The sequence below is a fragment of the Spirosoma lituiforme genome, assembly GCF_054776635.1.
The window spans coordinates 61,870-80,915 of the sequence record NZ_BAAHBO010000009.1 but is presented as its reverse complement, the minus strand read 5'-3'; the positions used below and the strand labels follow the sequence as shown (position 1 = coordinate 80,915).

Annotated in this window: 27 protein-coding genes; 23 read left to right on the top strand and 4 right to left on the bottom strand. The window is 48.2% G+C overall.

From position 1 onward, the window contains the following. Nucleotides 1–15: 15 nt before the first annotated feature. Nucleotides 16–729, top strand: a complete 714-nt coding sequence (locus ACYU87_RS23815) for a DUF5131 family protein (RefSeq protein ID WP_461116955.1) — start codon at nt 16–18, stop codon at nt 727–729. A 166-nt stretch (nt 730–895) separates the two neighbouring features. On the opposite strand, the gene ACYU87_RS23810 is transcribed toward ACYU87_RS23815, so the two are convergent. After that, nucleotides 896–1,093 (bottom strand): hypothetical protein, encoded by a 198-nt coding sequence (locus ACYU87_RS23810; protein ID WP_461073654.1) that lies wholly within the window; start codon nt 1,091–1,093, stop codon nt 896–898. A gap of 141 nt (nt 1,094–1,234) precedes the next feature. Here ACYU87_RS23810 and ACYU87_RS23805 point away from each other — a divergent pair, with 141 nt between their 5' ends. Further along, the gene (locus ACYU87_RS23805) at nt 1,235–1,714 is read left to right on the top strand and encodes a hypothetical protein (protein WP_461073653.1); all 480 of its coding nucleotides are present in this window, start codon (nt 1,235–1,237) and stop codon (nt 1,712–1,714) included. A gap of 83 nt (nt 1,715–1,797) precedes the next feature. Here the strand turns inward: ACYU87_RS23805 and ACYU87_RS23800 are convergent, their stop codons facing one another. Both ACYU87_RS23800 and ACYU87_RS23795 read right to left on the bottom strand, forming a co-directional pair. Next, complete coding sequence (locus tag ACYU87_RS23800; protein ID WP_461136553.1) at nt 1,798–3,066, bottom strand: Y-family DNA polymerase; 1,269 nt, start codon at nt 3,064–3,066, stop codon at nt 1,798–1,800. A gap of 11 nt (nt 3,067–3,077) precedes the next feature. Beyond that, nucleotides 3,078–3,557, bottom strand: a complete 480-nt coding sequence (locus ACYU87_RS23795) for a LexA family protein (RefSeq protein WP_461073651.1) — start codon at nt 3,555–3,557, stop codon at nt 3,078–3,080. 109 nt (nt 3,558–3,666) lie between these two features. Between ACYU87_RS23795 and ACYU87_RS23790 the strand changes: the two genes are divergently transcribed. The 7 genes from ACYU87_RS23790 (at nt 3,667) to ACYU87_RS23760 (ending at nt 8,286) form a co-directional block, all read left to right on the top strand. Continuing rightward, nucleotides 3,667–3,927: a hypothetical protein gene (locus ACYU87_RS23790; RefSeq protein ID WP_461116953.1), complete on the top strand. Its 261-nt coding sequence runs from the start codon at nt 3,667–3,669 to the stop codon at nt 3,925–3,927. A 56-nt stretch (nt 3,928–3,983) separates the two neighbouring features. Beyond that, nucleotides 3,984–4,166, top strand: a complete 183-nt coding sequence (locus tag ACYU87_RS23785) for a hypothetical protein (protein WP_461136552.1) — start codon at nt 3,984–3,986, stop codon at nt 4,164–4,166. Nucleotides 4,167–4,289: 123 nt separating this feature from the next. After that, nucleotides 4,290–5,375, top strand: coding sequence for a DNA polymerase IV (gene dinB / locus ACYU87_RS23780; protein WP_461116951.1), 1,086 nt, complete (start codon nt 4,290–4,292; stop codon nt 5,373–5,375). 136 nt (nt 5,376–5,511) lie between these two features. Then, nucleotides 5,512–6,183: a hypothetical protein gene (locus ACYU87_RS23775; protein ID WP_461116950.1), complete on the top strand. Its 672-nt coding sequence runs from the start codon at nt 5,512–5,514 to the stop codon at nt 6,181–6,183. A 7-nt stretch (nt 6,184–6,190) separates the two neighbouring features. Further along, nucleotides 6,191–6,937: a hypothetical protein gene (locus ACYU87_RS23770; protein WP_461116949.1), complete on the top strand. Its 747-nt coding sequence runs from the start codon at nt 6,191–6,193 to the stop codon at nt 6,935–6,937. Nucleotides 6,938–7,158: 221 nt separating this feature from the next. Then, nucleotides 7,159–7,785, top strand: coding sequence for a PD-(D/E)XK nuclease-like domain-containing protein (locus ACYU87_RS23765; protein ID WP_461116948.1), 627 nt, complete (start codon nt 7,159–7,161; stop codon nt 7,783–7,785). A 60-nt stretch (nt 7,786–7,845) separates the two neighbouring features. Further along, nucleotides 7,846–8,286, top strand: coding sequence for a DUF4326 domain-containing protein (locus tag ACYU87_RS23760; protein WP_461116947.1), 441 nt, complete (start codon nt 7,846–7,848; stop codon nt 8,284–8,286). Between the two features lie 23 nt (nt 8,287–8,309). On the opposite strand, the gene ACYU87_RS23755 is transcribed toward ACYU87_RS23760, so the two are convergent. Further along, on the bottom strand, nt 8,310–8,774 hold the full coding sequence (locus ACYU87_RS23755) for a hypothetical protein (protein ID WP_461116946.1): 465 nt from the start codon (nt 8,772–8,774) through the stop codon (nt 8,310–8,312). 511 nt (nt 8,775–9,285) lie between these two features. On the opposite strand from ACYU87_RS23755, the gene ACYU87_RS23750 reads away from it, so the two are divergent. The 14 genes from ACYU87_RS23750 (at nt 9,286) to ACYU87_RS23685 (ending at nt 18,896) form a co-directional block, all read left to right on the top strand. Further along, a complete protein-coding gene (locus ACYU87_RS23750) occupies nt 9,286–9,672 on the top strand; it encodes a LytTR family transcriptional regulator DNA-binding domain-containing protein (protein ID WP_461116944.1) in 387 nt (128 codons plus the stop codon). Continuing rightward, nucleotides 9,669–10,904 (top strand): phosphoadenosine phosphosulfate reductase domain-containing protein, encoded by a 1,236-nt coding sequence (locus ACYU87_RS23745; RefSeq protein WP_461116943.1) that lies wholly within the window; start codon nt 9,669–9,671, stop codon nt 10,902–10,904. Before ACYU87_RS23750 ends, ACYU87_RS23745 begins: the two co-directional genes overlap by 4 nt. A gap of 195 nt (nt 10,905–11,099) precedes the next feature. Beyond that, nucleotides 11,100–11,354, top strand: a complete 255-nt coding sequence (locus tag ACYU87_RS23740) for a hypothetical protein (protein WP_461116942.1) — start codon at nt 11,100–11,102, stop codon at nt 11,352–11,354. Nucleotides 11,355–11,362: 8 nt separating this feature from the next. After that, nucleotides 11,363–11,902, top strand: a complete 540-nt coding sequence (locus ACYU87_RS23735) for a hypothetical protein (protein WP_461116941.1) — start codon at nt 11,363–11,365, stop codon at nt 11,900–11,902. 186 nt (nt 11,903–12,088) lie between these two features. Further along, nucleotides 12,089–12,487, top strand: a complete 399-nt coding sequence (locus ACYU87_RS23730) for a hypothetical protein (RefSeq protein ID WP_461116940.1) — start codon at nt 12,089–12,091, stop codon at nt 12,485–12,487. 331 nt (nt 12,488–12,818) lie between these two features. Continuing rightward, entirely contained in the window at nt 12,819–13,340 is a 522-nt protein-coding gene (locus ACYU87_RS23725; protein WP_461073621.1) for a prtrc system protein e, read from the top strand. A 9-nt stretch (nt 13,341–13,349) separates the two neighbouring features. Continuing rightward, a complete protein-coding gene (locus ACYU87_RS23720) occupies nt 13,350–13,571 on the top strand; it encodes a PRTRC system protein C (protein ID WP_100990059.1) in 222 nt (73 codons plus the stop codon). 62 nt (nt 13,572–13,633) lie between these two features. After that, on the top strand, nt 13,634–14,812 hold the full coding sequence (locus ACYU87_RS23715) for a hypothetical protein (RefSeq protein ID WP_461116939.1): 1,179 nt from the start codon (nt 13,634–13,636) through the stop codon (nt 14,810–14,812). After that, on the top strand, nt 14,733–15,467 hold the full coding sequence (locus tag ACYU87_RS23710; protein WP_461116938.1) for a PRTRC system protein B: 735 nt from the start codon (nt 14,733–14,735) through the stop codon (nt 15,465–15,467). The genes ACYU87_RS23715 and ACYU87_RS23710 overlap by 80 nt, the downstream gene beginning before the upstream one ends. Continuing rightward, on the top strand, nt 15,454–16,326 hold the full coding sequence (locus tag ACYU87_RS23705) for a PRTRC system ThiF family protein (RefSeq protein ID WP_461116937.1): 873 nt from the start codon (nt 15,454–15,456) through the stop codon (nt 16,324–16,326). The genes ACYU87_RS23710 and ACYU87_RS23705 overlap by 14 nt, the downstream gene beginning before the upstream one ends. 335 nt (nt 16,327–16,661) lie before the next feature. Continuing rightward, the gene (locus ACYU87_RS23700; protein ID WP_461116935.1) at nt 16,662–16,988 is read left to right on the top strand and encodes a hypothetical protein; all 327 of its coding nucleotides are present in this window, start codon (nt 16,662–16,664) and stop codon (nt 16,986–16,988) included. 320 nt (nt 16,989–17,308) lie between these two features. Beyond that, nucleotides 17,309–18,130 (top strand): hypothetical protein, encoded by an 822-nt coding sequence (locus ACYU87_RS23695; RefSeq protein ID WP_461116934.1) that lies wholly within the window; start codon nt 17,309–17,311, stop codon nt 18,128–18,130. Between the two features lie 154 nt (nt 18,131–18,284). Beyond that, a complete protein-coding gene (locus ACYU87_RS23690; protein ID WP_100990294.1) occupies nt 18,285–18,587 on the top strand; it encodes a hypothetical protein in 303 nt (100 codons plus the stop codon). A 75-nt stretch (nt 18,588–18,662) separates the two neighbouring features. Next, on the top strand, nt 18,663–18,896 hold the full coding sequence (locus ACYU87_RS23685; RefSeq protein WP_461136551.1) for a hypothetical protein: 234 nt from the start codon (nt 18,663–18,665) through the stop codon (nt 18,894–18,896). Nucleotides 18,897–19,046 lie beyond the last annotated feature (150 nt).

Genomic DNA, 19,046 nt, shown 5'->3' with positions numbered 1-19,046 from the left:
ATTAACACTCTATACATGGCACAATCTAGCATTGAATGGACGGAAATGACCTGGAATCCGACAACCGGATGCGACAAGCTGTCGGCTGGCTGTAAGTTCTGTTATGCCGAAGTTATGACCAAACGATTGCAGGCCATGCGACTGGAAAAGTATTCGGAAGGCTTTAAAATTATACGAACGCATGACTCAGAACTCATAAAGCCGTTTGAATGGAAAAAGCCAAAGGTTGTTTTTGTCAATTCGATGAGCGACCTGTTTCATAAAAACGTACCTCTGCCATTTATACAAAAAGTTTTCGATACCATGAATCGCTGTCCTCAGCATACGTTCCAGGTTTTAACTAAACGTGCTGAACTATTAGAGGCTTATTCTGCAGAACTAACTTGGTCCGAAAATATTTGGATGGGGGTATCAGTCGAAGATAGCCGCGTAATAGATCGTATTGATCATTTACGGCAATCAGGAGCTAAAACAAAGTTTTTATCCTTAGAACCATTGCTTGGACCACTGCCAAACTTAAATCTAACTGGAATTGACTGGGTAATCGTCGGTGGGGAATCCGGTCGAAATCCAAGACCAATGCACGAAAGCTGGGTTGAAGAAATCCGTTTGCAGTGCGAACAGCAAGGCGTCGCCTTCTTTTTTAAACAGTGGGGTGGACGAAATAAAAAGGAATCTGGACGACTCTTAAACGGACGTACATACGATGAAATGCCAGTAATGGCTTAACGGCATCGCATCAGTACTGAACAAATAACTATACCAAAGATTTTTAACAGCCCTTGTTTTAACGACAAGGGCTGTCTCGTTAATAAAGGCCGCTGTCTTGCATAAACGATGATGGCAACGCCAAACCCTGCCCGCAGCTGAGTTGCTTAACATTGTTGAAACAAGTTTACAAAGGAGACGTTAAGCCTGACTGTTGTTCCTGTTTAACTTCATCAATCAGCCCGTCAAGCCGACCCGCATTAATATCGGTTACAATCTGATCATCCCATCGACTGAAGTCATGTTCGGTTAACCAGGTAGATAACTGGTTATATTCCTCCGCGGATAAAGCGGCAATAGCCTGTTGGATTTGCTCTACTGTCATAGCTCATCTAGTAAAGTATCGTTGCGTACAATATTACAATACTATGGCCGAAAAAAAAATAATTATCGTTCCCTAACCGTATGTAGACAGAATGATTTTATTTCAGGCTTCCATTGGCCTAAGGCCATCCAGTAGAGCCTCATGATACCGACCACGTACGCCCCCACCGTTCACACGCCTAAAGACTTTAAACTAGCCCAAGGTAATTCACCTGGAAACGGGCCAGCTGGTATTGCCGGGTATATATCGCGAACCGGCAAACTGGTATTACCCAAAAAATCCGTCGAGCAATTAACGTTAAATGTCAACCTGCTGAGCGTGCGAATGAAAGTTGGGGTCGACGTTGAAGAGGGACAAAAAATTGATATGCTTTACCTGGTTCCCGCAGGAAGTTCGATAGCTGACTCGTTTACGGTGATACAGGCGGCAAAGGGATACACAATTGAACTGGGTAAGCTCTTATTGGAAGAAGGAATTATGTACAAAACCGTTAAGTATACCTTTACCATCGAACCATTCTTGCTTGAAGATGGGATGAGTGGGTATCAATTACGGTTACACGAACCAATTCCTAAGTTGTTCTATATCTGGAGCGCATTTAAAGATTTACAGCGTCAATAACTAAAATTCAGCAAAGCATTCTCTTTTCAATTGAAAAGAAGAATACGATCATTAAGCAATAGCCAAATAGTAGTCCTCCTACCTTATTTGACAACGAGAATATCCTTCCACCGGGTAGTGTAGCAGGGTGACCGAAAATTTTGCTTCATAAGCCAGGCTGATTCCGTAAAACCCTGGCTGGCCAGCCTGACCCGCCCACGGCCATGCCGATGGTTGATGCGGTCAATGGCTGAATACACCCGCTTCCAGCGCTCATCAGGTTCAACGTCAAAGACGCTAAACTGCCGATGGTCCCAATCCACCAGATCCGTCAGCATAATACCCACTTTTTGAAAATTGTACCCCTCCCGGTAAATGGACTCCAAAGCGGCCAGCCCGTATCGGATCAGTTCAGCATCGCTGCAGCTGTGATGAGGTAACTTGACTGTGCGACTGTTGGAGTACTGCCGGTCATTGGTACGGAAATAATTCGTGTGTAGAAATACGGTAATGTATCCAGCAGCCGATGCCTGTTTTCGCAGTTTAAGGGCCGCTCTGGAGAGATAAGTAGTAACCGCCTCACGAAGCGGCTCCAGGCCGCTCACCGGCGTACCAAAGCTGGGTGCCGTGCAAATAGATTTCTTTCGAGCGGGTTCAATCTCCAGTGCTTTACAAGGCTGGCCCCGCAGTTCATACACCAGTCGAAGCCCGGTAACCGTCAGAAACTGCCTGATCCAGTCATCCGGTAAATTACGCAGCTGAGCTGCAGTCTGGATACCATTCTCTAAAAGCAACCGTTCGTAGCGATCCCCAATGCCCCATAAGTCTCCTATGCCAAACTCATCCAATGCCTCACTGATCTTGGCGGGGGTATCCAGCACGCATATCCCCTTATGTTCAGGCTTTTTTTTGGCAAACCACGTGGCTACCTTGCAAAGTGTTTTAGTGGGCGCAATGCCGATATTTATGGGTATGCGGCTACTGCGGTGCGTCGTGGACCGGATCGTCTGCGCAAGCTCCCGTAAGTCGGGATAAATCGTCTCATAACCCGCCAGATCGAAGAAGCCCTCATCAATGGAATATACTTCCACGCGTTCGATGAAGCGGCCAACGATGGCAAAAATTCGTCTCGACATATCCCCGTACAACGGGTACGTACTTGAGAAAACGTGGATACCCTGCTGACGAACCAACTCCTTAATCTTGAAAAAAGGAGTTCCCCGGGTAATCCCTAATTGTTTGGCAATCCCATTTTGCGCCACTACGTTACCATCGTTGTTGGATAAAACAATAACGGGCTGTTTGCGGAGCGCGTGCTGGAACGAAATGTGACAACTGGCGTAAAACGATAAGGCATCAAAATGAGCGTACATACTCGAAAAGGTTAGGGCAGTATTGATGGTTTAAAAAACACCCAGGTAACGGCTCCAAACACAAAGGAGTCCTCCCCTGGGTCCCCCGGGTGCATATAAATTGGGTCGTAGCTTGGGTTATCTGCTTTCAGGAGCAACATCTCCCCGACCCGCTTCATGCGCCTGACAACGTATCCGTCATTGACAAACGCCACAATCACCTGGCCATCGACAGGCTCCATCAAACAATCAACCACCAGAATATCCCCGTCATCAATCCTGGAATTGAGTCGGGCACGCGGATTGACCATACTGTTTCCTTCCACTCGGACAAAATAAGTATCGTCGGGATGAACGATACACAACTCATTCAGGTCCAGGACATTTTCCAAATAATCGGTCGCCGGCGAGGGAAACCCACAGTGGACGCGTGAGAGAAACAACGGTATCCTCAACCGACTTTTTATACCAGCCTTTCTAATTGTAAAACGGGTTCGGACCCTTGTTTTCATAGGCGTCTAATACAAGTAAAATATAATTTCAGGGGCTATTATATTATTAGTATATTATAAATCCTAATATTTTCAAGTTTTTACGTAAATTAGAACTCAAAACTTGGTTATGACCCTCTATCCGTTCAACCTGCTTTCCCATGAAAAGCAGCTGGCAAGTGCCTTCCAAAACGGCACTTTTTTAGTGACCAGACGAGTCGGCATATCGTATTTATGCCTCTATGCTCTGGAAACTTTCTACGTTGAGATCCGCTATAGTCAGGATCTCAATCAGATCACAGCCTGCCGGTCATTCCAAAGCAGCATTGCTTTAGAGCCCTATCTTGAGCAAATCAATTTGGATGTCTACCCGATAGCAACTAATTCATAATCACCGTATCCGCCGGGCGGGGGGCTGGTTACGGCCGTTTGTCGATAAAGTGTTCAATGACCAAAAAGAAATTGCTCAACCCTGATCAGCCCGAACTGGATCGGCAACTACGGGAATTCGAGGCCGCTTTGTACCGGATGACCGGGCGTTGGTATCGGCCGGCTGAACAGGTAGTAACGGCTCAGACCAGGCCATTACGCGAACCTGTTCGCCTACGAGAGTCATCTCTACAATCATGAACCATGGGTTAAATACGTTCATTCATAGGGCCATGATCTGCTGGTAATGTCCAAAATTTTGGACATTACCAGCAGATCAGTAAACGATAGATTTTCTAAGTAAACGACACCTGGTATTCATTCATGGCGCAGGAACAGGCCCAATTTCGAAAAATTATCCACGTCGATATGGACGCCTTTTACGCATCCGTTGAGCAGCGCGACAATCCTGACTTACGCGGAAAGCCTGTGGCCGTTGGCGGCTCCCGTCAGCGGGGTGTTGTCGCGGCAGCCAGCTATGAGGCCCGAACCTATGGCGTACGTTCGGCAATGGCCTCGTCGATCGCGATCCGGAAATGCCCTGACCTACTATTTGTTAAGCCTCGATTTGAGGTGTATAAAGCGGTATCGGCTCAGATTCGGAACGTGTTTGCTCAGTATACCGATTTGATTGAACCGCTCTCGCTCGATGAAGCTTACCTGGATGTAACGGCTAGCCTACCCGATGGGTGCACGGCGACACAATTGGCGCAAACCATCAAGGAGCAGATTAGAGCGCAAACCCAGTTAACGGCATCAGCGGGGGTTTCCTATAATAAGTTCTTAGCTAAATTAGCCTCGGACTATCGGAAACCGGATGGACTATTTGTCATCAAACCACATCAGGGCCTGGCGTTCGTCGAAAAACTACGGGTGGGTCAGTTTCATGGTATCGGCCGCGTAATGGCCGACAAAATGAATCAACTGGGCATCTTTACCGGGATGGATCTACGGGCGCAGAGTGAAGGATTCTTAAACGAGCATTTTGGCAAAGCAGGGGCTTACTTTTACTCAATAGCCCGCGCTGTTGATCAGCGGCCGGTTACGCCCAACCGGGAACGGAAGTCAATGGGCGCTGAAACAACGTTTGAGCAGGATTTGACCGATTATGCAGCTATAGCGGATCAGTTAAGCCCGCTGCTCATACGAGTGTGGGCTTATTGTGAACGCACGGGTATGTTAGGCAGAACGGTCACGTTAAAAGTTAAGTACGCGGATTTTCAACAGATTACCCGAAGTCGGACAGTGCTCACGGCCGTCACTAATTTAGCCCAGCTTCAACAATTGAGTATGGACTTGCTATCGGGAATCCAGGACCTAACAAAAGGGGTACGACTGGTAGGCATCAGTCTGTCCAGCTTTCAAACGAATCAGGCCTTACCCAGCGGTCAATTAAAGTTAGATTTGTAGCACTACATTTCGTTACAGATGCAACAGGAATTTACCAGAACAAAAAAGCCAAGTAAGGGAGAAGGGATCGTTGCGGCAAAGGTTACGATCGTCGATTCACAGAGCAATACGGTAGGTCGGTAAACGAGTCGTTAAAATGAAACAAACATCACTACTACAGGAAGTTGAAGATATAATCAGCCAGATCTGGCTAACCATTGATCAGTGGATGAATACGGGCGAGAAGCTGATATCCTCGGAAAAGTCAGTCGTTTTTAATTTTGCCTGGCTGTTGCAGAAGACCTGCCAGGACCGTATCGAACTAATTGACTTTGAGACAAATCTGTTTCATGATTTCTCAGATGGCCAATTTTTAGACTTGTTCATTCTATATCGTCACGGAGATCAATCAATCCGGGTAGGGATTGAATTTAAGTATCCCAATGAAAAGAAAAGCAAGTCTGGTCAAACTCAGGTAAGGGCCAAAATTGTTAATGATCTGAAGAGATTAACCTGGCTGGTAACTAACGGAGGTATTGATATAGGTTGCTTTTTATGTGTCACCAACGAAAAGAACTACGTTAACCAAGGCAAGTATAAAAAGAATACCGATTTTCTAACCCATCATGGGCAGACCTACACCAAAGGTAGCTTTCTGCCAGCTAATGATCTGTATAAAGAACCCGTCAGGGCCATAACAGATATTACTTTCAGCTGGAACCACATCCAGAGAGTACAGAAGAAATATGAAATCGCCGGGGCCGTTTATTCCTTTCTAGAGCCCATATTTATACGAAACAACGAACTTGAATTAGCCGCCACTTTCTGACTTATTAATGAGTCCATCGGTTCACGTCGATTCCTTTATTCGCTTTTTTGCGGACCATCTTGTTAAACTTGAGAGCCATTATAACTGGCCTGTTCGTTTAAAAACGAAGGAAGCCTTACCTGATTTTCCCTGGCATGAATGGGAAATGCAGTCAGGTAGTGCCAGCGAATGCATTGCGCTAAAGAAGTATTTAACCCAGACCTGGAACACCAGTAATGAAGTCGACAAAAAAGCATTAGCGCGGTGGATCGTCGCCGACTGGGGCGGCGTGCGTTCGAACCGGCCAGCAACCTTTGACGCGCATTGGCAACTGATTCAACTTGATGTTAAGCAGATGCCTTTGCAGGGCATAGCCAGCTATTCAAAAATACTGACGCTGAAAGACTGTACGCAGTATGCAATTTATGATGCGCGGGTAGCTGCCTGTTTAAATGCGGTTCAACTGCAGATGAAGCCCGAGCAACCCGTATTTTTCCCGTATATACCTAGCCAGAACCAACACTTTCGTCAGTGGCCGAAAAGAGAAAACTTCGTGAATGTCTTTCCAAGACAGAAATTAGTCGAGGATCGGGGTTGGCTTGAATTAACGAAAGACGAAACGTACGGGACTTATCTTAATCTGCTCCACACGTTGAAAAAATCTTTTCCGGAATGCGAAATTTATCATTTCGAGATGAGCCTGTTCAGTTTATCCACTCGACTCTGTCCCCAACTCGTGACACTAGAACTGACAAAAGAACGCGAATTGAAATGATTTTTTTCGCACAGGTTTAAGTGTAGTGGTATGTCGGGTACAGGTATTTTAGGGACTAACTTCACTAATTCGGCATAGGCCCAATCGCTATTAATAACGGGGTAAAAAACTGTTAAACAAGGGTTTAATTACTTCTCTGTTAAGTCTACTGGCTCATCAACGTAGTGTATCTTGTTGTTGTAAAAAGCTTATCTGGTGGGTATTTACAACGACAGCCGATTATGAATTACCGAGCCATTCCCCGAATTGCTAACTCGGACTTGACCGAGTTTAAAAACAAACTTCTGTTCGGACGTAAGCCGATCCCAATCTTTAGCCAGGCACTGGCATTCGGGACTCTTTTCCATGATCACTTATTACTGACTCCTGAGGTCGAACCCGCTGGTAAGGGGGCTACGGCTATAAAACGGATGCTAGAGGTGATGCGAAACGACACTGATTTTTCTGAACTGCTCAAAAAGGGTATCTGTGAGCAGGCGCACTTTTGGGAGGATGAACGGACAAAACTTCTCTGCAAAGCACGCATTGACTTACGCGCTCCGGTAGAAAGCCTGATCGTTGACGTTAAAACGACATCAGCCACAACCTACACCGATTTTTTAACCGCTTGTCAAACGTACGATTACGACCGCCAGGCCGCTTTCTATCTGGACGGTTGCCAACAGGTCGGACAAGCCGTAACCAGGTACCTGATCTTGGGAGTTCAAAAACAAAAGCCCCATCAATTGTTTAAGCTGGAACACGTAATCGACGATTCATTTATTAATTATGGTCGCCGTAAATACCAGTCATTACTACGGTCTTGGAAACAGCAGCCTTATCAGCCAACATCGTGGCAAATCGAGTAAAAATAGTGGCTGAAGCCAGCAAAATTTCAATTCAAAAAACGCCTAAACAGACAACCGTAAATGCCCATCCGTGTACAGCGTAAACGAACGAAAGGATACCGGTTACCACCAAACACAATCAGTGTCTGCCGGCCCGGCCGGTTTGGTAATCCGTTCCGACTAACTGACGTTTATAAGCTAGCCGAGCGGCAAGGCGCTAAAGCAGGAATCATTGACGCGGAACAAATTCACCAACTAGCCCAGCAGCTGGTCGTTGACCGGTTCGCTCAACTACTGGCTGATCCCAATGGTATACCGAGCGATGAGTCTTTTGTTAGCGAAGCCATTCGCCAGCGGTTTGTTTGGATGCGTGGTAACCTAGGATTACTGAAAGGAAAAAATTTAGCCTGCTTTTGCGCCCTTTTATCGAAAGAAGGGAAGCCTATCCCCTGTCATGCTGATACACTTCTGCTTTATTCGAATGATGAAAGTTTACCTCCCCTTGGACTTGAGTTGGAATGATGCCGTGTCGATTGATGGATGAACTAGCTAAACCAAGGGCCTTTGTCAGTGGGCAGGATATGCCGGCGCATCTGGTAGTAAATGCCTTGCCGACGAGTAAAGGAATGACTTAACAAGTCGATACCTTGCTGACTGGCCATCCGGCTGCGATCCAGCCGACGTAAGGGGAGATTGCCCTGGCCATACAAGGCAATAACTTCACCTGACTCCTCAACCAAATCTTCCCACAAGAAGGTGGCGTAAAACTCGCTTTCGGTTAGGCCATCGATCCACCGCTGCACCTGCTCATGTGAAACCCCACTCTGGAGATACAACTGCCGGATCACATCCTGATCAACCTGAAGCCGATATTGTTGACGGCATACCTGCTGGTGCAACTGCGCCCGACGCTGCTGTTCACGGCGTAACCTACTTAGTAAAATTAAGGCCAGCACCGTAAGGATTGACACCAGTGCAATGAGACCAAGGCAGCAGAAGAAAAGAGTCATGAGCGTAAAATCTGATCAGGATAGATCGACAAAGGCGATTGCCTGATTAAACTAATGAAGAAAAGTTGACTTGTAAAAAAGACGGCGTGAACGCCGGTATAACAGGGGAAAGGGCGGCCCGGAAGACACGTACAGCACATACATTCTGGTCATTGCTCGCCCTGAAGGGTCGTATCTTTAGGAAAGAAGAAACAGGGAACTGTCCCCGGATGCTATGGCCAAGCAAAAAGAAAATCCCTTTAGATGTGAAGTTCGCATTAAGGGTCAAACCGAACCATTTGCTACGTTCAAATTCCAGTCAGACGCCAGACATTTCGCCGAATGGTCAAGAGAAGCGTACATGAATAGTACCGAACTCTGGCAGGATGAAGAACTGATTCTTGAATTCAAAAAGCCAAGTTGATTGGCGGACTTTAGAGAGAGCTGTCAGACAAGCTTACTAAGAGACGTATTGTTCCTAAGCGCTCTTTGGTGCGGTGGCTCTTAACCTGTTCATTAATTCTTCCCGGTCATGAATCATCGACCCTTCTCATTGGCTCGGCAGGTATGCTATTTGTCAGGCGAGCAGAATTACACATGGACCCATCTTTTATCGGGATACCGGGATCTTCGACGGGGCCCGCTTGCCCTAGTGGCCCAGTACTATCCCAGCTTTTTGCGGATTCATAAGCAATACGTTATCAATCCGGACTACCTGCTCAGTGTGCACCAGCAAACCCGCTCTCAGAAACGGCCTTTGTTTGACGTTGAGTTAGTGGGTGGCGTGCGTCTACCCATTGCCCAAAGCCGGGTATACACGCTGTTACCCGTGTTACAAAGTATGCTGCAACGGAATCAATCCCAGATATCCAGTAGGTCAGGCCGGATAGCAAAGAAGGCAAACCAAATTCTTATATGAGCCAGCTTTCTCTTTTTGCTTCACCTGAAATGTCCGTCCTGTCAACGGACGAGGGTTTTGGCCTTGCCATTGATGACGAAGTCAATCGCCTACTCGCGCAGCAGGCCCCGGTTGCCATTGGCATTAGTGGCGGAAAAGATTCATCGGCCTGTGCCTGGGCAGTCATGGCTTACCTGAACCGGATCGGTCACCGGGGGCCGCGCGTCCTGGTTCATGCAGACCTGGGACAGATTGAATGGGAGGACTCTGCCCGTATTTGTCAACAGGTGGCCCATCAATTAGGCATTCCGTTAATTACCGTACAACGCCGGCAGGGAGGCATGATCGAGCGTTGGCAACAACGCTGGCAGTCTAATGTGGAACGGTACAAAAACCTCTCCTGCGTGTCGCTAATCCTGCCCTGGTCGACCCCATCCATGCGGTTCTGCACGAGCGAGTTAAAAACAGCCATTATCTGCCAGCGACTAACCGAACTGTTTCCCAATCAGGTAATCATTTCGGTAACCGGCGTTCGCCGGGCCGAAAGCAAGGACCGCCAGCGTACGCCCGTCCAGCAGCCCCAGTCTGCCCTGTTGCGTAAGAAAAAGAATACAAGCGGTATTACCTGGAATCCCTTGGTTGACTGGACGCTGGCTCAGGTTTGGGACGCGCACAAGACTGGGGGCTTGCCCATTCACCAAGCCTATCGACACTACGGTTGCAGCCGGGTTTCGTGTACCTTTTGCATTATGTCTAGTCAGGCCGACTTACGCGGGGCGCTTAAGGCCCAGCATAATCATGCAGCCTACCGTCAGCTGATCGATCTGGAGAATGCATCGGGCTTCTCCTTTCAGGGTGCTACCTGGCTGGCAAGCCTGGCCCCAGAGTTGCTATCGGCTGAACAGCAAATGGGCCACCAACAAGCCAGGTATCGAGCGCAGGAGAGGACCGCCTTACAACAAAGGCTGCCGAAGCGAATCCGCTTTACCAAAGGCTGGCCAACCGAGATGATCGGATTGGACGATGCAAAGGTACTGGCGATGGTGCGACGGCACATCGCGCAGCTGTATGGATGGGCCGACATGCCCTACACAACTGCGGAATCCATTCAACTGCGCTACGCAGAATTATTACTTCAGAAATCGCTTCGCGAAACAAAAAAACCAGTGGCTGTTGACTTGGGTATGGCTAGACGGACCCGGAACAGACGACAAAAACAAGACACAGCCCAAAAACCTGAACGATGTCCTTGAAAATAGCCTGAGACTGGGACGTCTTTGGAACCGGAAAGGGTGAAACGCGCCACAGGCGTCATCAACGAACCTATTCACCCTGCCTGTATCACTTCACCTTCTCATCCAAGATAACGGGGGGTGAAAGGCAACACAGCTTTGCAAGCCTTATCGATTAGCGACCATACCCAGGGCTGAGGGGCGTATCTTTAGTACATGGAACACGCCTCAACTGCTCCCCGCCTTCGCCAGATTCAGGTGCCGCCCGTCCGCAAAAGCAAGCGGCCCCCAATTCTCCACATTCGCCGGATCAAACTGGCCGGGGGGCGTTTAGAGTACCGCATACCCATCGAGGTAGACCGAACTTCGTACGTGCAGCTTTGGTGCGATAAACGCGATCGAAAAGCCACTGAGCAGCGGCTCATCGAGCAACACGCCGATAAGCGGGTGAAATTTTATAGCTTAAAATAGACGCCCACATGGCAAGTAGGCAACTGAACCTCTTTAGCTCTCCGGTAGACGTCGCTCTACAACCGCTGCGCGTTACGCCGTTGCCGGATGTGGGCAGTCTGATCGAACGCATTGGCAGTGATGAGGACTGGCAGAAGCGGACGCTCAGTGAGGTGCTGGAACTGTGGCCATGTCTGTATGATGAGTACGTCCATATACTGCTGGAGCCCCGAAAGCAGACAGAAGAATGGTTCAAGCAAAATGGAACCCATTATGCAATGGCCAGCCCAGCCACCCGCCAGCATTACCGGCGCGAGCATGCCGCCCTGACGGACGCAAAAAACCTGTTTCATTCCATCCTGTATGGTTTGTATAGCCAGCGGATGGAAACGTTGTTTGCGCAGGCTAAACAACGGTTAATTAATAAGGGCCTGACCGGGGTAGCCCTGGAGGGGTGTGAAGAATTTTTCAACGATGTATTTCAACGGCCTGATTACCCGGATTTGGGTAAACGACTTCCTCAGCTAATGGACGATTTAGCGGTTGAGTACGCCAGATTAGTTACCTGACAGCAATACGTATATAGGTTTGCGTTCGCTGATAAAAGAGTCACTTCACCTTTTTTATTACGCCTAAGACCAGGCCATAACAGGGGAGAAGGCGCGCTTATGTTGCACTACGGTTTGGGTCCTAAGCCAGTCTATTTCCGTATCGAACGCTATTTTTGAGTCGTAAACCAGCAAACGTCTACTGATATGGAAAATGGTCATAACGGTCAGCTACCCAAACACACGCTCCCCAAATACCAGATATTAGGCTACCCGCAATCAGACGTGCAGTTTCAAATCGACCTTAAAGCCAAGACGCTTTTTCTAATTGACTTGGATCAGGGTGGGCGTAGCCTAACCAACGATATGAATAACGCCCTGTGCCGGTTGATTCACTACCAACGGGTAGAAGGCCAGCCGGTGAAGCTCAATGAGTTTACAATATTTTATTCTGACTCTACCGGAACGGTGGATGGTGTGCGTGTTTCGTTTGGCTTAATGGGTAGCCTGTCACATTCGTTTTACTCGGTTTCTATTTACGACCTGACCCGGAACGGAGGTTTCCAGAACGGAGGTTCCCGGAACGGCGGTTCAGGGCTGGAATAGATCCTACGGGACGACAATTTTCTGATCGATCCGGCGCATACGGGTTTTTCAGCCATAACCACCGAAGCGCCTTCCCTTCGGTGGTCGTATACCGATCGCAGCGCACACAGCGGGCGAGTCGGCTATCGCTACTTTACTTCACCTACTCATCTGTGTTGACAGCGATGGGGTCGATTCCTGGACCCAGGCAGGCTAACCTGCAACTAGCTACACATAACAGGGAAAAGGGCTTTCCCCATCCCTATAAGCAACACTCGTTACCCCACCCCATACCCGGTTGAATGGCTATCTTTAGACCAGTAAACAACACAATTTATTTCCTGAACAGCGTATGGAGTTTTTTCAAAAAGTCCACCAGCTTGGCTTACAGGGCGATTTTAAAATCGTCTGTCAAACCGTAGGTGAAAAACTCATTGTTAGCGTTCTGCTGACCAACGAGCAATGCGGAGACAAAGCCCAACAGCTAATAAAACCCCTGTTGTTCAATGGACTTCCAGAAGCCATTGATGAAGCTTTTTTCAGAAAGATTACAGAGCCGTATCAGCAGACTTCTCAATTGCTGGTCAGTATGGAGGACCATCTCAAAAGTGTTGCGCTGGCCAGTGAGCAGTCGGCAATGGCAAAAGCGGCTGACACCAAACAGCGAAAAGAAGCTGAGGAACAGAAAAAAAACTATGATGGCATTATGGTCAAAGTGGCTGAATTGGAAGAAGCCGGAAAATACCGCGAAGCGTGTGCCAAACTGCCCGACCCGACCCTATTCCCCAACCAGCAGGAAGCCCTCACCAAAAAGCGGGAAGAATTAGTTCAGAAGTTCAGTGCCCCTACCCTATTTGAATCAATTAATGCATAAACAACTCGTATGAACCTGATCGCCACAACCTATAAACGGGTATTTATTATTCAGGACAAAGGCCAGCCTGTTGAACTGGCTGACCCTGAACGGTCCTTAAGCCCTCAAGCCGTACTGAATTTTTATGCCAACAGTTATCCCCTGTTAACGACCGCAAAAGTAAGTGAGGGGCAAGTCAGAAACGACCGCATCGAGTACCGGTTTGATAGCGTTATGGGTACGAAAGGTTAATCAGTAGCGATCATGGGCAAACCCGCCAGAGTTATTTCAACGGACTATCCCTATTCCAATCAATGGCAACGCTCCTCGGCAATAGCCGCGTTTCTGCTCACCCTCAACTCACTCCCCGACGCGGCTCACAGCGTCGTTCAGAAACGACGCTCTTTACCGCTGAGTCAGCTACCAATGGTTTTTTAAGATACCGTTTCGAGCCAGTTGTTGAGGAACTGGCCGAACTTCACGATCAGGCGATTATCGAAGCTGAGTTCTTTCAATCCCTGTTGTTTTTGTCTCAAGCCTATGGGTTTGGTTTTGACGTAACGGCAATGGAAAATACCAGCGTTTATCCGCATAATGTTTTCCTTGCCTTTTCACAGGCCGAAGCTGCCCTGCAAGCGGCAGACTCCAATGCATCGCTGGCCATCATCGAGGACGATGATACCCTCCGATCAACCCTTGCCGTTTACAAGGTCTATGAAACGGGCTTTAGCTCGTATTATATACCGCTGGAACCCCTTTACCAGACGCTCAAGGAAAAAAGCAGGTTGTCGGCTTCGGCCCTGTTATGTTCGTTGGTATCGTATCTGCATACGGTGGCAGGTGTGGCCTTCTTTTCCGACCAGAGTAGCTTTGTCTATTATCAATGTGATATGATGGCAGAATCCATGCGGGAGGACGATGAGGAAAACCAGCTGGCTGAATTTGAGACGCTGTTAACCAATACCCGACTGGGCGGATCAATCCTACAACGGTACATAGGTTGGAACCAGCGGCATCTGGATGCGTTTGAAACGCGGCATCAATCCTTCCGACCTACCGATGAATGGGAAGAAGCCTTACACCGGATTAGCGGCTCATTTTTGAATTTATATCGTCAGTACCCTGACCGCGCCTACTACCGAAGCTATGAGCGGGGATTGGCCAATTCCGACGATGATTATTCAATTGACCCCGACCAGCGAATTGGTTTTTTATGGCAATGTGGGGATTGGGTCCATGAGAACATACTGGAATCGTTGGACTGCGATTTTAACGGGGGCGGGTACGTTGAAGAACCACTGGCGTATCATTTGTTTGAACGGCCTTGCGCCAAACCACCGCTTTGTTTAGCCTTTGAGGAGGTATTCTATACCGGCCTTGATGAGCTAGCCGACCTACTAAAAAACCTTGCTGATGAACAACATAACCGCAAAGTATGGGAAGTCGTATCTGCCGACGCAGGGACTGCTGGTCTATCGACAGGCGAGCAATAGTCATCATGGGCATGTGCAAGCCTTCGACGTTGACCCGGTTTCTGGTCATCCCATTAATTTCCATCCCTTAACCGAACAAGAGTCAAGGCAGTTAGCCAAAATCCTGACGGTGGAAAAAGAAAAGAAAAAAGGTTTTTTACGACTCAACGGGCTGTTGCCCGAAAACGTACTTTATCTGGATGCCGATCAGGGCCGGGTAATGTGGTACACCCCCCCGCAACAGCGTAACTTATATTTCATCGAGTCGTTAACTATACCGAACGGGATAGCCCCTCTACCCGCGTTGGTATGGTTGGCTTCCAAGAATTATTTATTTCTGTTTGCCCTGCTGAGTGCCGAGAAACCGACCATAGATACCCCCCTATATTATGCTCCGTTTTTCAATACCAACAAGCAGGGAGGGGTCTGCATGGGAACTGTCAGCGTCGGTATTCGTCAGTCGTCCACGCTTAACGAATTTATGGCGGCATGGGAAGAAAGCTTTTTCAATTCGTACTTCTCCCACCTGTTCGATGAACATCAGCCTGTTCAGGGTAACATCATTCAACTATGGCAACGATTGATTGATCAGAATACAGCTTTTCCCCTTGAGGTACTCGTTACCAGCCCCTTCACGTTAAAACAACTTACAGGTTATACAGATGGAAACAACTAGACCCCGCGTGGATTCGCCCGATCAGGCGCGACCAAGTGTTCATTTTACCGCTTCATACCTGCTGAATCCGACCAATCCGCTGACGGTTAATTTAATCGGGGCCGGGGGGACCGGCTCGCAGGTGTTGACCTTGCTGGCCAGAATGAACCACGCCTTTACCGAATTAGGCCACCCCGGTTTGCATGTTCGGTTATGGGACGGTGATACCGTCAGCCATGCGAACCTGGGTAGACAGTTATTTGCCCATTCTGAATTGAAACTTAACAAAGCAGTTGCCTTAATTAACCGGGTCAACGGTTTTTTTGGCACCAACTGGAAAGCGGTTCCAACCCCCTACTGTATCAGCCGCCTTCGGGGAACTTCGCGCCAGTACGCATCGGCCAATCTGTTCATTACGTGCGTAGATACTGTATCGGCACGGCGGGAAATTGCGCTGATATTACAGGGACTAAGCGTACAGGCCAAACAGGACCGGGTCGCGCCTGACCGGGGCGCGTTCGACCGCGACAGACCCTATTACTGGCTTGATTACGGGAACAGTCAACAAATCGGTCAGGTCATTTTATCGACTGTTGGCGAAATTGAACAACCCCCTACGCAGGAATATATGGCTGTTGGCCAGCTTCCCTTTATTACGGACGAATTTGACCAGTTACTTTTCGAAGCTGACCAGTCCGATAATACGCCCAGCTGTTCACTGGCCGAAGCGTTGCAAAAGCAGGAGTTATTTATTAATTCAACACTAGCCAATCATGGCTGTTCTCTACTTTGGACCCTGTTCCGCAAAGCGATGACACCCCACCGGGGCTGTTTCCTTAATCTGGAAACGGGCCGCACCGCTCCTTTGCCCATCGCCTAACCGGGATGGCTTTACTCTGTTTACTTTACTTCACCTTCTCAAGCAGTACGTTCAATGACTATAACAGGGGAAAAGGCTTATCCGTAGGCTGATTGATAGCCTATTAAAGCAGCCTTATGAGGAATTGAGTCCTATAAAAGCCGTATTTTTAAGTAAGCCAACATACGCCTCCGCCACGGTAACTCTCCTACGGTTATGGATACTCAATTTTATATTCGTACCTCCCACGCGGGCAGTCCCGCCAATAAACTCCAAAAGGCGATTTTGGATGTCATGCCAGCCTATTGTAATCAGCGGACCGCCGCTGCGGTTGACCGACGAGCCGAACGTGTTCATTGAACGGCCGCAGCGGCGGTCCGCTCACCAATCGAATCAACTACATCAACTGTCAATTTCCGCGTTGTAGCCCGATGAAAGTGGGGAGTAACCCACTGGGTCAGTATTTACGGCAGGGTGGAGATAAGGGTAAAGTCAGTGACCAGGAGCAAGGTGCTAGGCAGGGCTGGCGGGTATCAATTTCGGGCCTTGTTGAGTTAGAGCTTATGCCCGTGAAGGGCACCCTGGCATTTGATAAACCCGATCCCTACGTATTCATGGTCCTCAGGACGGCGACGGACACGGATCAAACGGCGCAACAGATGTCAGTTTTTCTTGACGTATAAGCCTATCCGTTCGCTTGTATGATGACCAGTCGAATGTTGCACCTTCTCCAAGCCAGTGCTGATGCCTATCCGTATGACAGCCGCGCTAACAGTCGCTTTCAGTAAGGCACTTACTGAGTGTTAACAAGCCCGGCAAACCGTTTACGCTAGTCATATATAACCCTAAACACGTAATGATGTCTGTACTATTTAACACTGATTTACCGACTCGTATCCTCTTTGTCGGGGGTGGTCAGGACTCCGTAGCGTTACTAATGTTATGCCAGCATGATATAGGTTTTCGGAAAACGTTTTTGGGTAAATCTAATTTCTGTGCTTTAATGACTGACACCGGCAATGAATATCAGGAAACAGAAGAATACGTTTCGTGGCTAAAACAATGGTGTCCAACGGTCGGGATTGATTTTACGTTCGTGACGCCGGACATGGGCTTTCACGGGGCCACCTGGCAGAGCCTTACGGATCAGATGGAGCGCAATAACAACATTATGGGCGTCACCTTTGCTAAATCCTGCACCGATAATCTGAAGATTAAAGTCAGCTATCGCTTTCTGGCGCAGTGGCTACGAGATCATTACGGATACCGTGGCAATGACCCTTCCGTTTTTTACCAGTACCGCCATTACTTCGGTAAGCTGGTCAGCTGGATCGGTTTTGCCGCCGGGGAGGAAAGCCGGGTCGCTCATCCAGGCCCCAAAACGCCAGCCAAACCGGATGAATACGTTCTGTTTCAAGAGGGCGACACCGGTCCCGCCTATATCCCCAAATGGCGGAAACTGTGCGTTGAGCATCGCTATCCGCTCCTGGAACTGGGCCACGACCGGGCCGCCTGCCAACGCATCATTGCCGGGTACGGATATCCGGTACCCTACCCAAGTAATTGTATGTTCTGTCCCTTTCAGAACGAAGTCGAGATCGTTTATTTGTACAGAACCCACCCGGATCGCTGGCAACAGTGGGTAGAGCGCGAAGCAGCTAAGCTGGCTAAATTCGCTCAGTCCAAAGTCAACCATGGCGTAAAAGGGAAACTCGCTCTACCACAGTACCTCAAGAAGGCACTGGAGAAGTATGGTCACTGGAGTATCGAACAGTTGCGAGAATACCGATTTTCTCATGGTCATTGTGTTGTCTCTAAGTATTGACTAACCCGATAGAGACTTGGCTACCTCACTTCACGAATTCAGGCAATACTAAAACAGGGGAATAAAACTTGACTATCAGCCGCAGCTACCCCCTATTGTAATCAGCTGCCCCCACGATGAATCGTATTTTTAGGAAGGTAAACACCTGATTATTATGAGCAAAATACCGTTTGAAGGCTTAAACTTTGGTAGTTATAAACAGCCCCTTCAAGTGCGAGAAAAGTACCGTCTATTAATTCATCACCGGATTAACACCAATGCCGAGCGGGTTAAGGCGAATGAGCCGATTTACAAAAAGTTACTATCGGATAATAAGGTGTCGAGGAAGTTTGCCCGTGAGTTTATTCAAATTCAGCTCTGGTTTTTTAAAAATAATACGGCTTTTTTCACCCGCTGGCGTAAGAATAGAAAAAAGCTGGTACCACCTAAAAACTTACCTGCTCACTTATTCAGGTAATACCTACTGACGGGTAGTGCCTAAAAGAAAGTTATAAACCAGTGCCGATTCAGTACTAAACCCTTACGCCCTGTTATGGAAACGAAGTCCCTGACCCAGCAAGCCGTTTACCAGTTCCTGAATGAACTGTATCAAATTGACCAAACCTTATCGGGCAATTACAATCCTAACCAGGATGAGGACGTAAACTTAACGGGCCTGGGAGAACTGGTACTGGATAAGTTTACTATTGAGGTGAATGATCCGCAAGAAAATGACGTCTTTGAATGGGTTTATCTGTGGAGTAACAGTAAAGGGTTTTTAGGATAGGTATTCAGTTGATGACCGTTTGAAGCCGGTCATGCTTGCTTCACTTCACCTACTCAAAGGACAAAGGGCATGACTAATCATCCGTGGTGATAGTCGGGGAGAAGGCTACGCCCATTATAACAGGGGAAAGGGGACATTGCGCAGGTAATA

Bases quoted from the DNA above. Each gene is read 5' to 3' on its own strand.
- ACYU87_RS23815 (WP_461116955.1), top strand. From the start codon at position 16: ATGGCACAATCTAGCATTGAATGGACGGAAATGACCTGGAATCCGACA.
- ACYU87_RS23810 (WP_461073654.1), bottom strand. From the start codon at position 1,093: ATGACAGTAGAGCAAATCCAACAGGCTATTGCCGCTTTATCCGCGGAG.
- ACYU87_RS23805 (WP_461073653.1), top strand. From the start codon at position 1,235: ATGATACCGACCACGTACGCCCCCACCGTTCACACGCCTAAAGACTTT.
- ACYU87_RS23800 (WP_461136553.1), bottom strand. From the start codon at position 3,066: ATGTACGCTCATTTTGATGCCTTATCGTTTTACGCCAGTTGTCACATT.
- ACYU87_RS23795 (WP_461073651.1), bottom strand. From the start codon at position 3,557: ATGAAAACAAGGGTCCGAACCCGTTTTACAATTAGAAAGGCTGGTATA.
- ACYU87_RS23790 (WP_461116953.1), top strand. From the start codon at position 3,667: ATGACCCTCTATCCGTTCAACCTGCTTTCCCATGAAAAGCAGCTGGCA.
- ACYU87_RS23785 (WP_461136552.1), top strand. From the start codon at position 3,984: ATGACCAAAAAGAAATTGCTCAACCCTGATCAGCCCGAACTGGATCGG.
- dinB (WP_461116951.1), top strand. From the start codon at position 4,290: ATGGCGCAGGAACAGGCCCAATTTCGAAAAATTATCCACGTCGATATG.
- ACYU87_RS23775 (WP_461116950.1), top strand. From the start codon at position 5,512: ATGAAACAAACATCACTACTACAGGAAGTTGAAGATATAATCAGCCAG.
- ACYU87_RS23770 (WP_461116949.1), top strand. From the start codon at position 6,191: ATGAGTCCATCGGTTCACGTCGATTCCTTTATTCGCTTTTTTGCGGAC.
- ACYU87_RS23765 (WP_461116948.1), top strand. From the start codon at position 7,159: ATGAATTACCGAGCCATTCCCCGAATTGCTAACTCGGACTTGACCGAG.
- ACYU87_RS23760 (WP_461116947.1), top strand. From the start codon at position 7,846: ATGCCCATCCGTGTACAGCGTAAACGAACGAAAGGATACCGGTTACCA.
- ACYU87_RS23755 (WP_461116946.1), bottom strand. From the start codon at position 8,774: ATGACTCTTTTCTTCTGCTGCCTTGGTCTCATTGCACTGGTGTCAATC.
- ACYU87_RS23750 (WP_461116944.1), top strand. From the start codon at position 9,286: ATGAATCATCGACCCTTCTCATTGGCTCGGCAGGTATGCTATTTGTCA.
- ACYU87_RS23745 (WP_461116943.1), top strand. From the start codon at position 9,669: ATGAGCCAGCTTTCTCTTTTTGCTTCACCTGAAATGTCCGTCCTGTCA.
- ACYU87_RS23740 (WP_461116942.1), top strand. From the start codon at position 11,100: ATGGAACACGCCTCAACTGCTCCCCGCCTTCGCCAGATTCAGGTGCCG.
- ACYU87_RS23735 (WP_461116941.1), top strand. From the start codon at position 11,363: ATGGCAAGTAGGCAACTGAACCTCTTTAGCTCTCCGGTAGACGTCGCT.
- ACYU87_RS23730 (WP_461116940.1), top strand. From the start codon at position 12,089: ATGGAAAATGGTCATAACGGTCAGCTACCCAAACACACGCTCCCCAAA.
- ACYU87_RS23725 (WP_461073621.1), top strand. From the start codon at position 12,819: ATGGAGTTTTTTCAAAAAGTCCACCAGCTTGGCTTACAGGGCGATTTT.
- ACYU87_RS23720 (WP_100990059.1), top strand. From the start codon at position 13,350: ATGAACCTGATCGCCACAACCTATAAACGGGTATTTATTATTCAGGAC.
- ACYU87_RS23715 (WP_461116939.1), top strand. From the start codon at position 13,634: ATGGCAACGCTCCTCGGCAATAGCCGCGTTTCTGCTCACCCTCAACTC.
- ACYU87_RS23710 (WP_461116938.1), top strand. From the start codon at position 14,733: ATGAACAACATAACCGCAAAGTATGGGAAGTCGTATCTGCCGACGCAG.
- ACYU87_RS23705 (WP_461116937.1), top strand. From the start codon at position 15,454: ATGGAAACAACTAGACCCCGCGTGGATTCGCCCGATCAGGCGCGACCA.
- ACYU87_RS23695 (WP_461116934.1), top strand. From the start codon at position 17,309: ATGACTGACACCGGCAATGAATATCAGGAAACAGAAGAATACGTTTCG.
- ACYU87_RS23690 (WP_100990294.1), top strand. From the start codon at position 18,285: ATGAGCAAAATACCGTTTGAAGGCTTAAACTTTGGTAGTTATAAACAG.
- ACYU87_RS23685 (WP_461136551.1), top strand. From the start codon at position 18,663: ATGGAAACGAAGTCCCTGACCCAGCAAGCCGTTTACCAGTTCCTGAAT.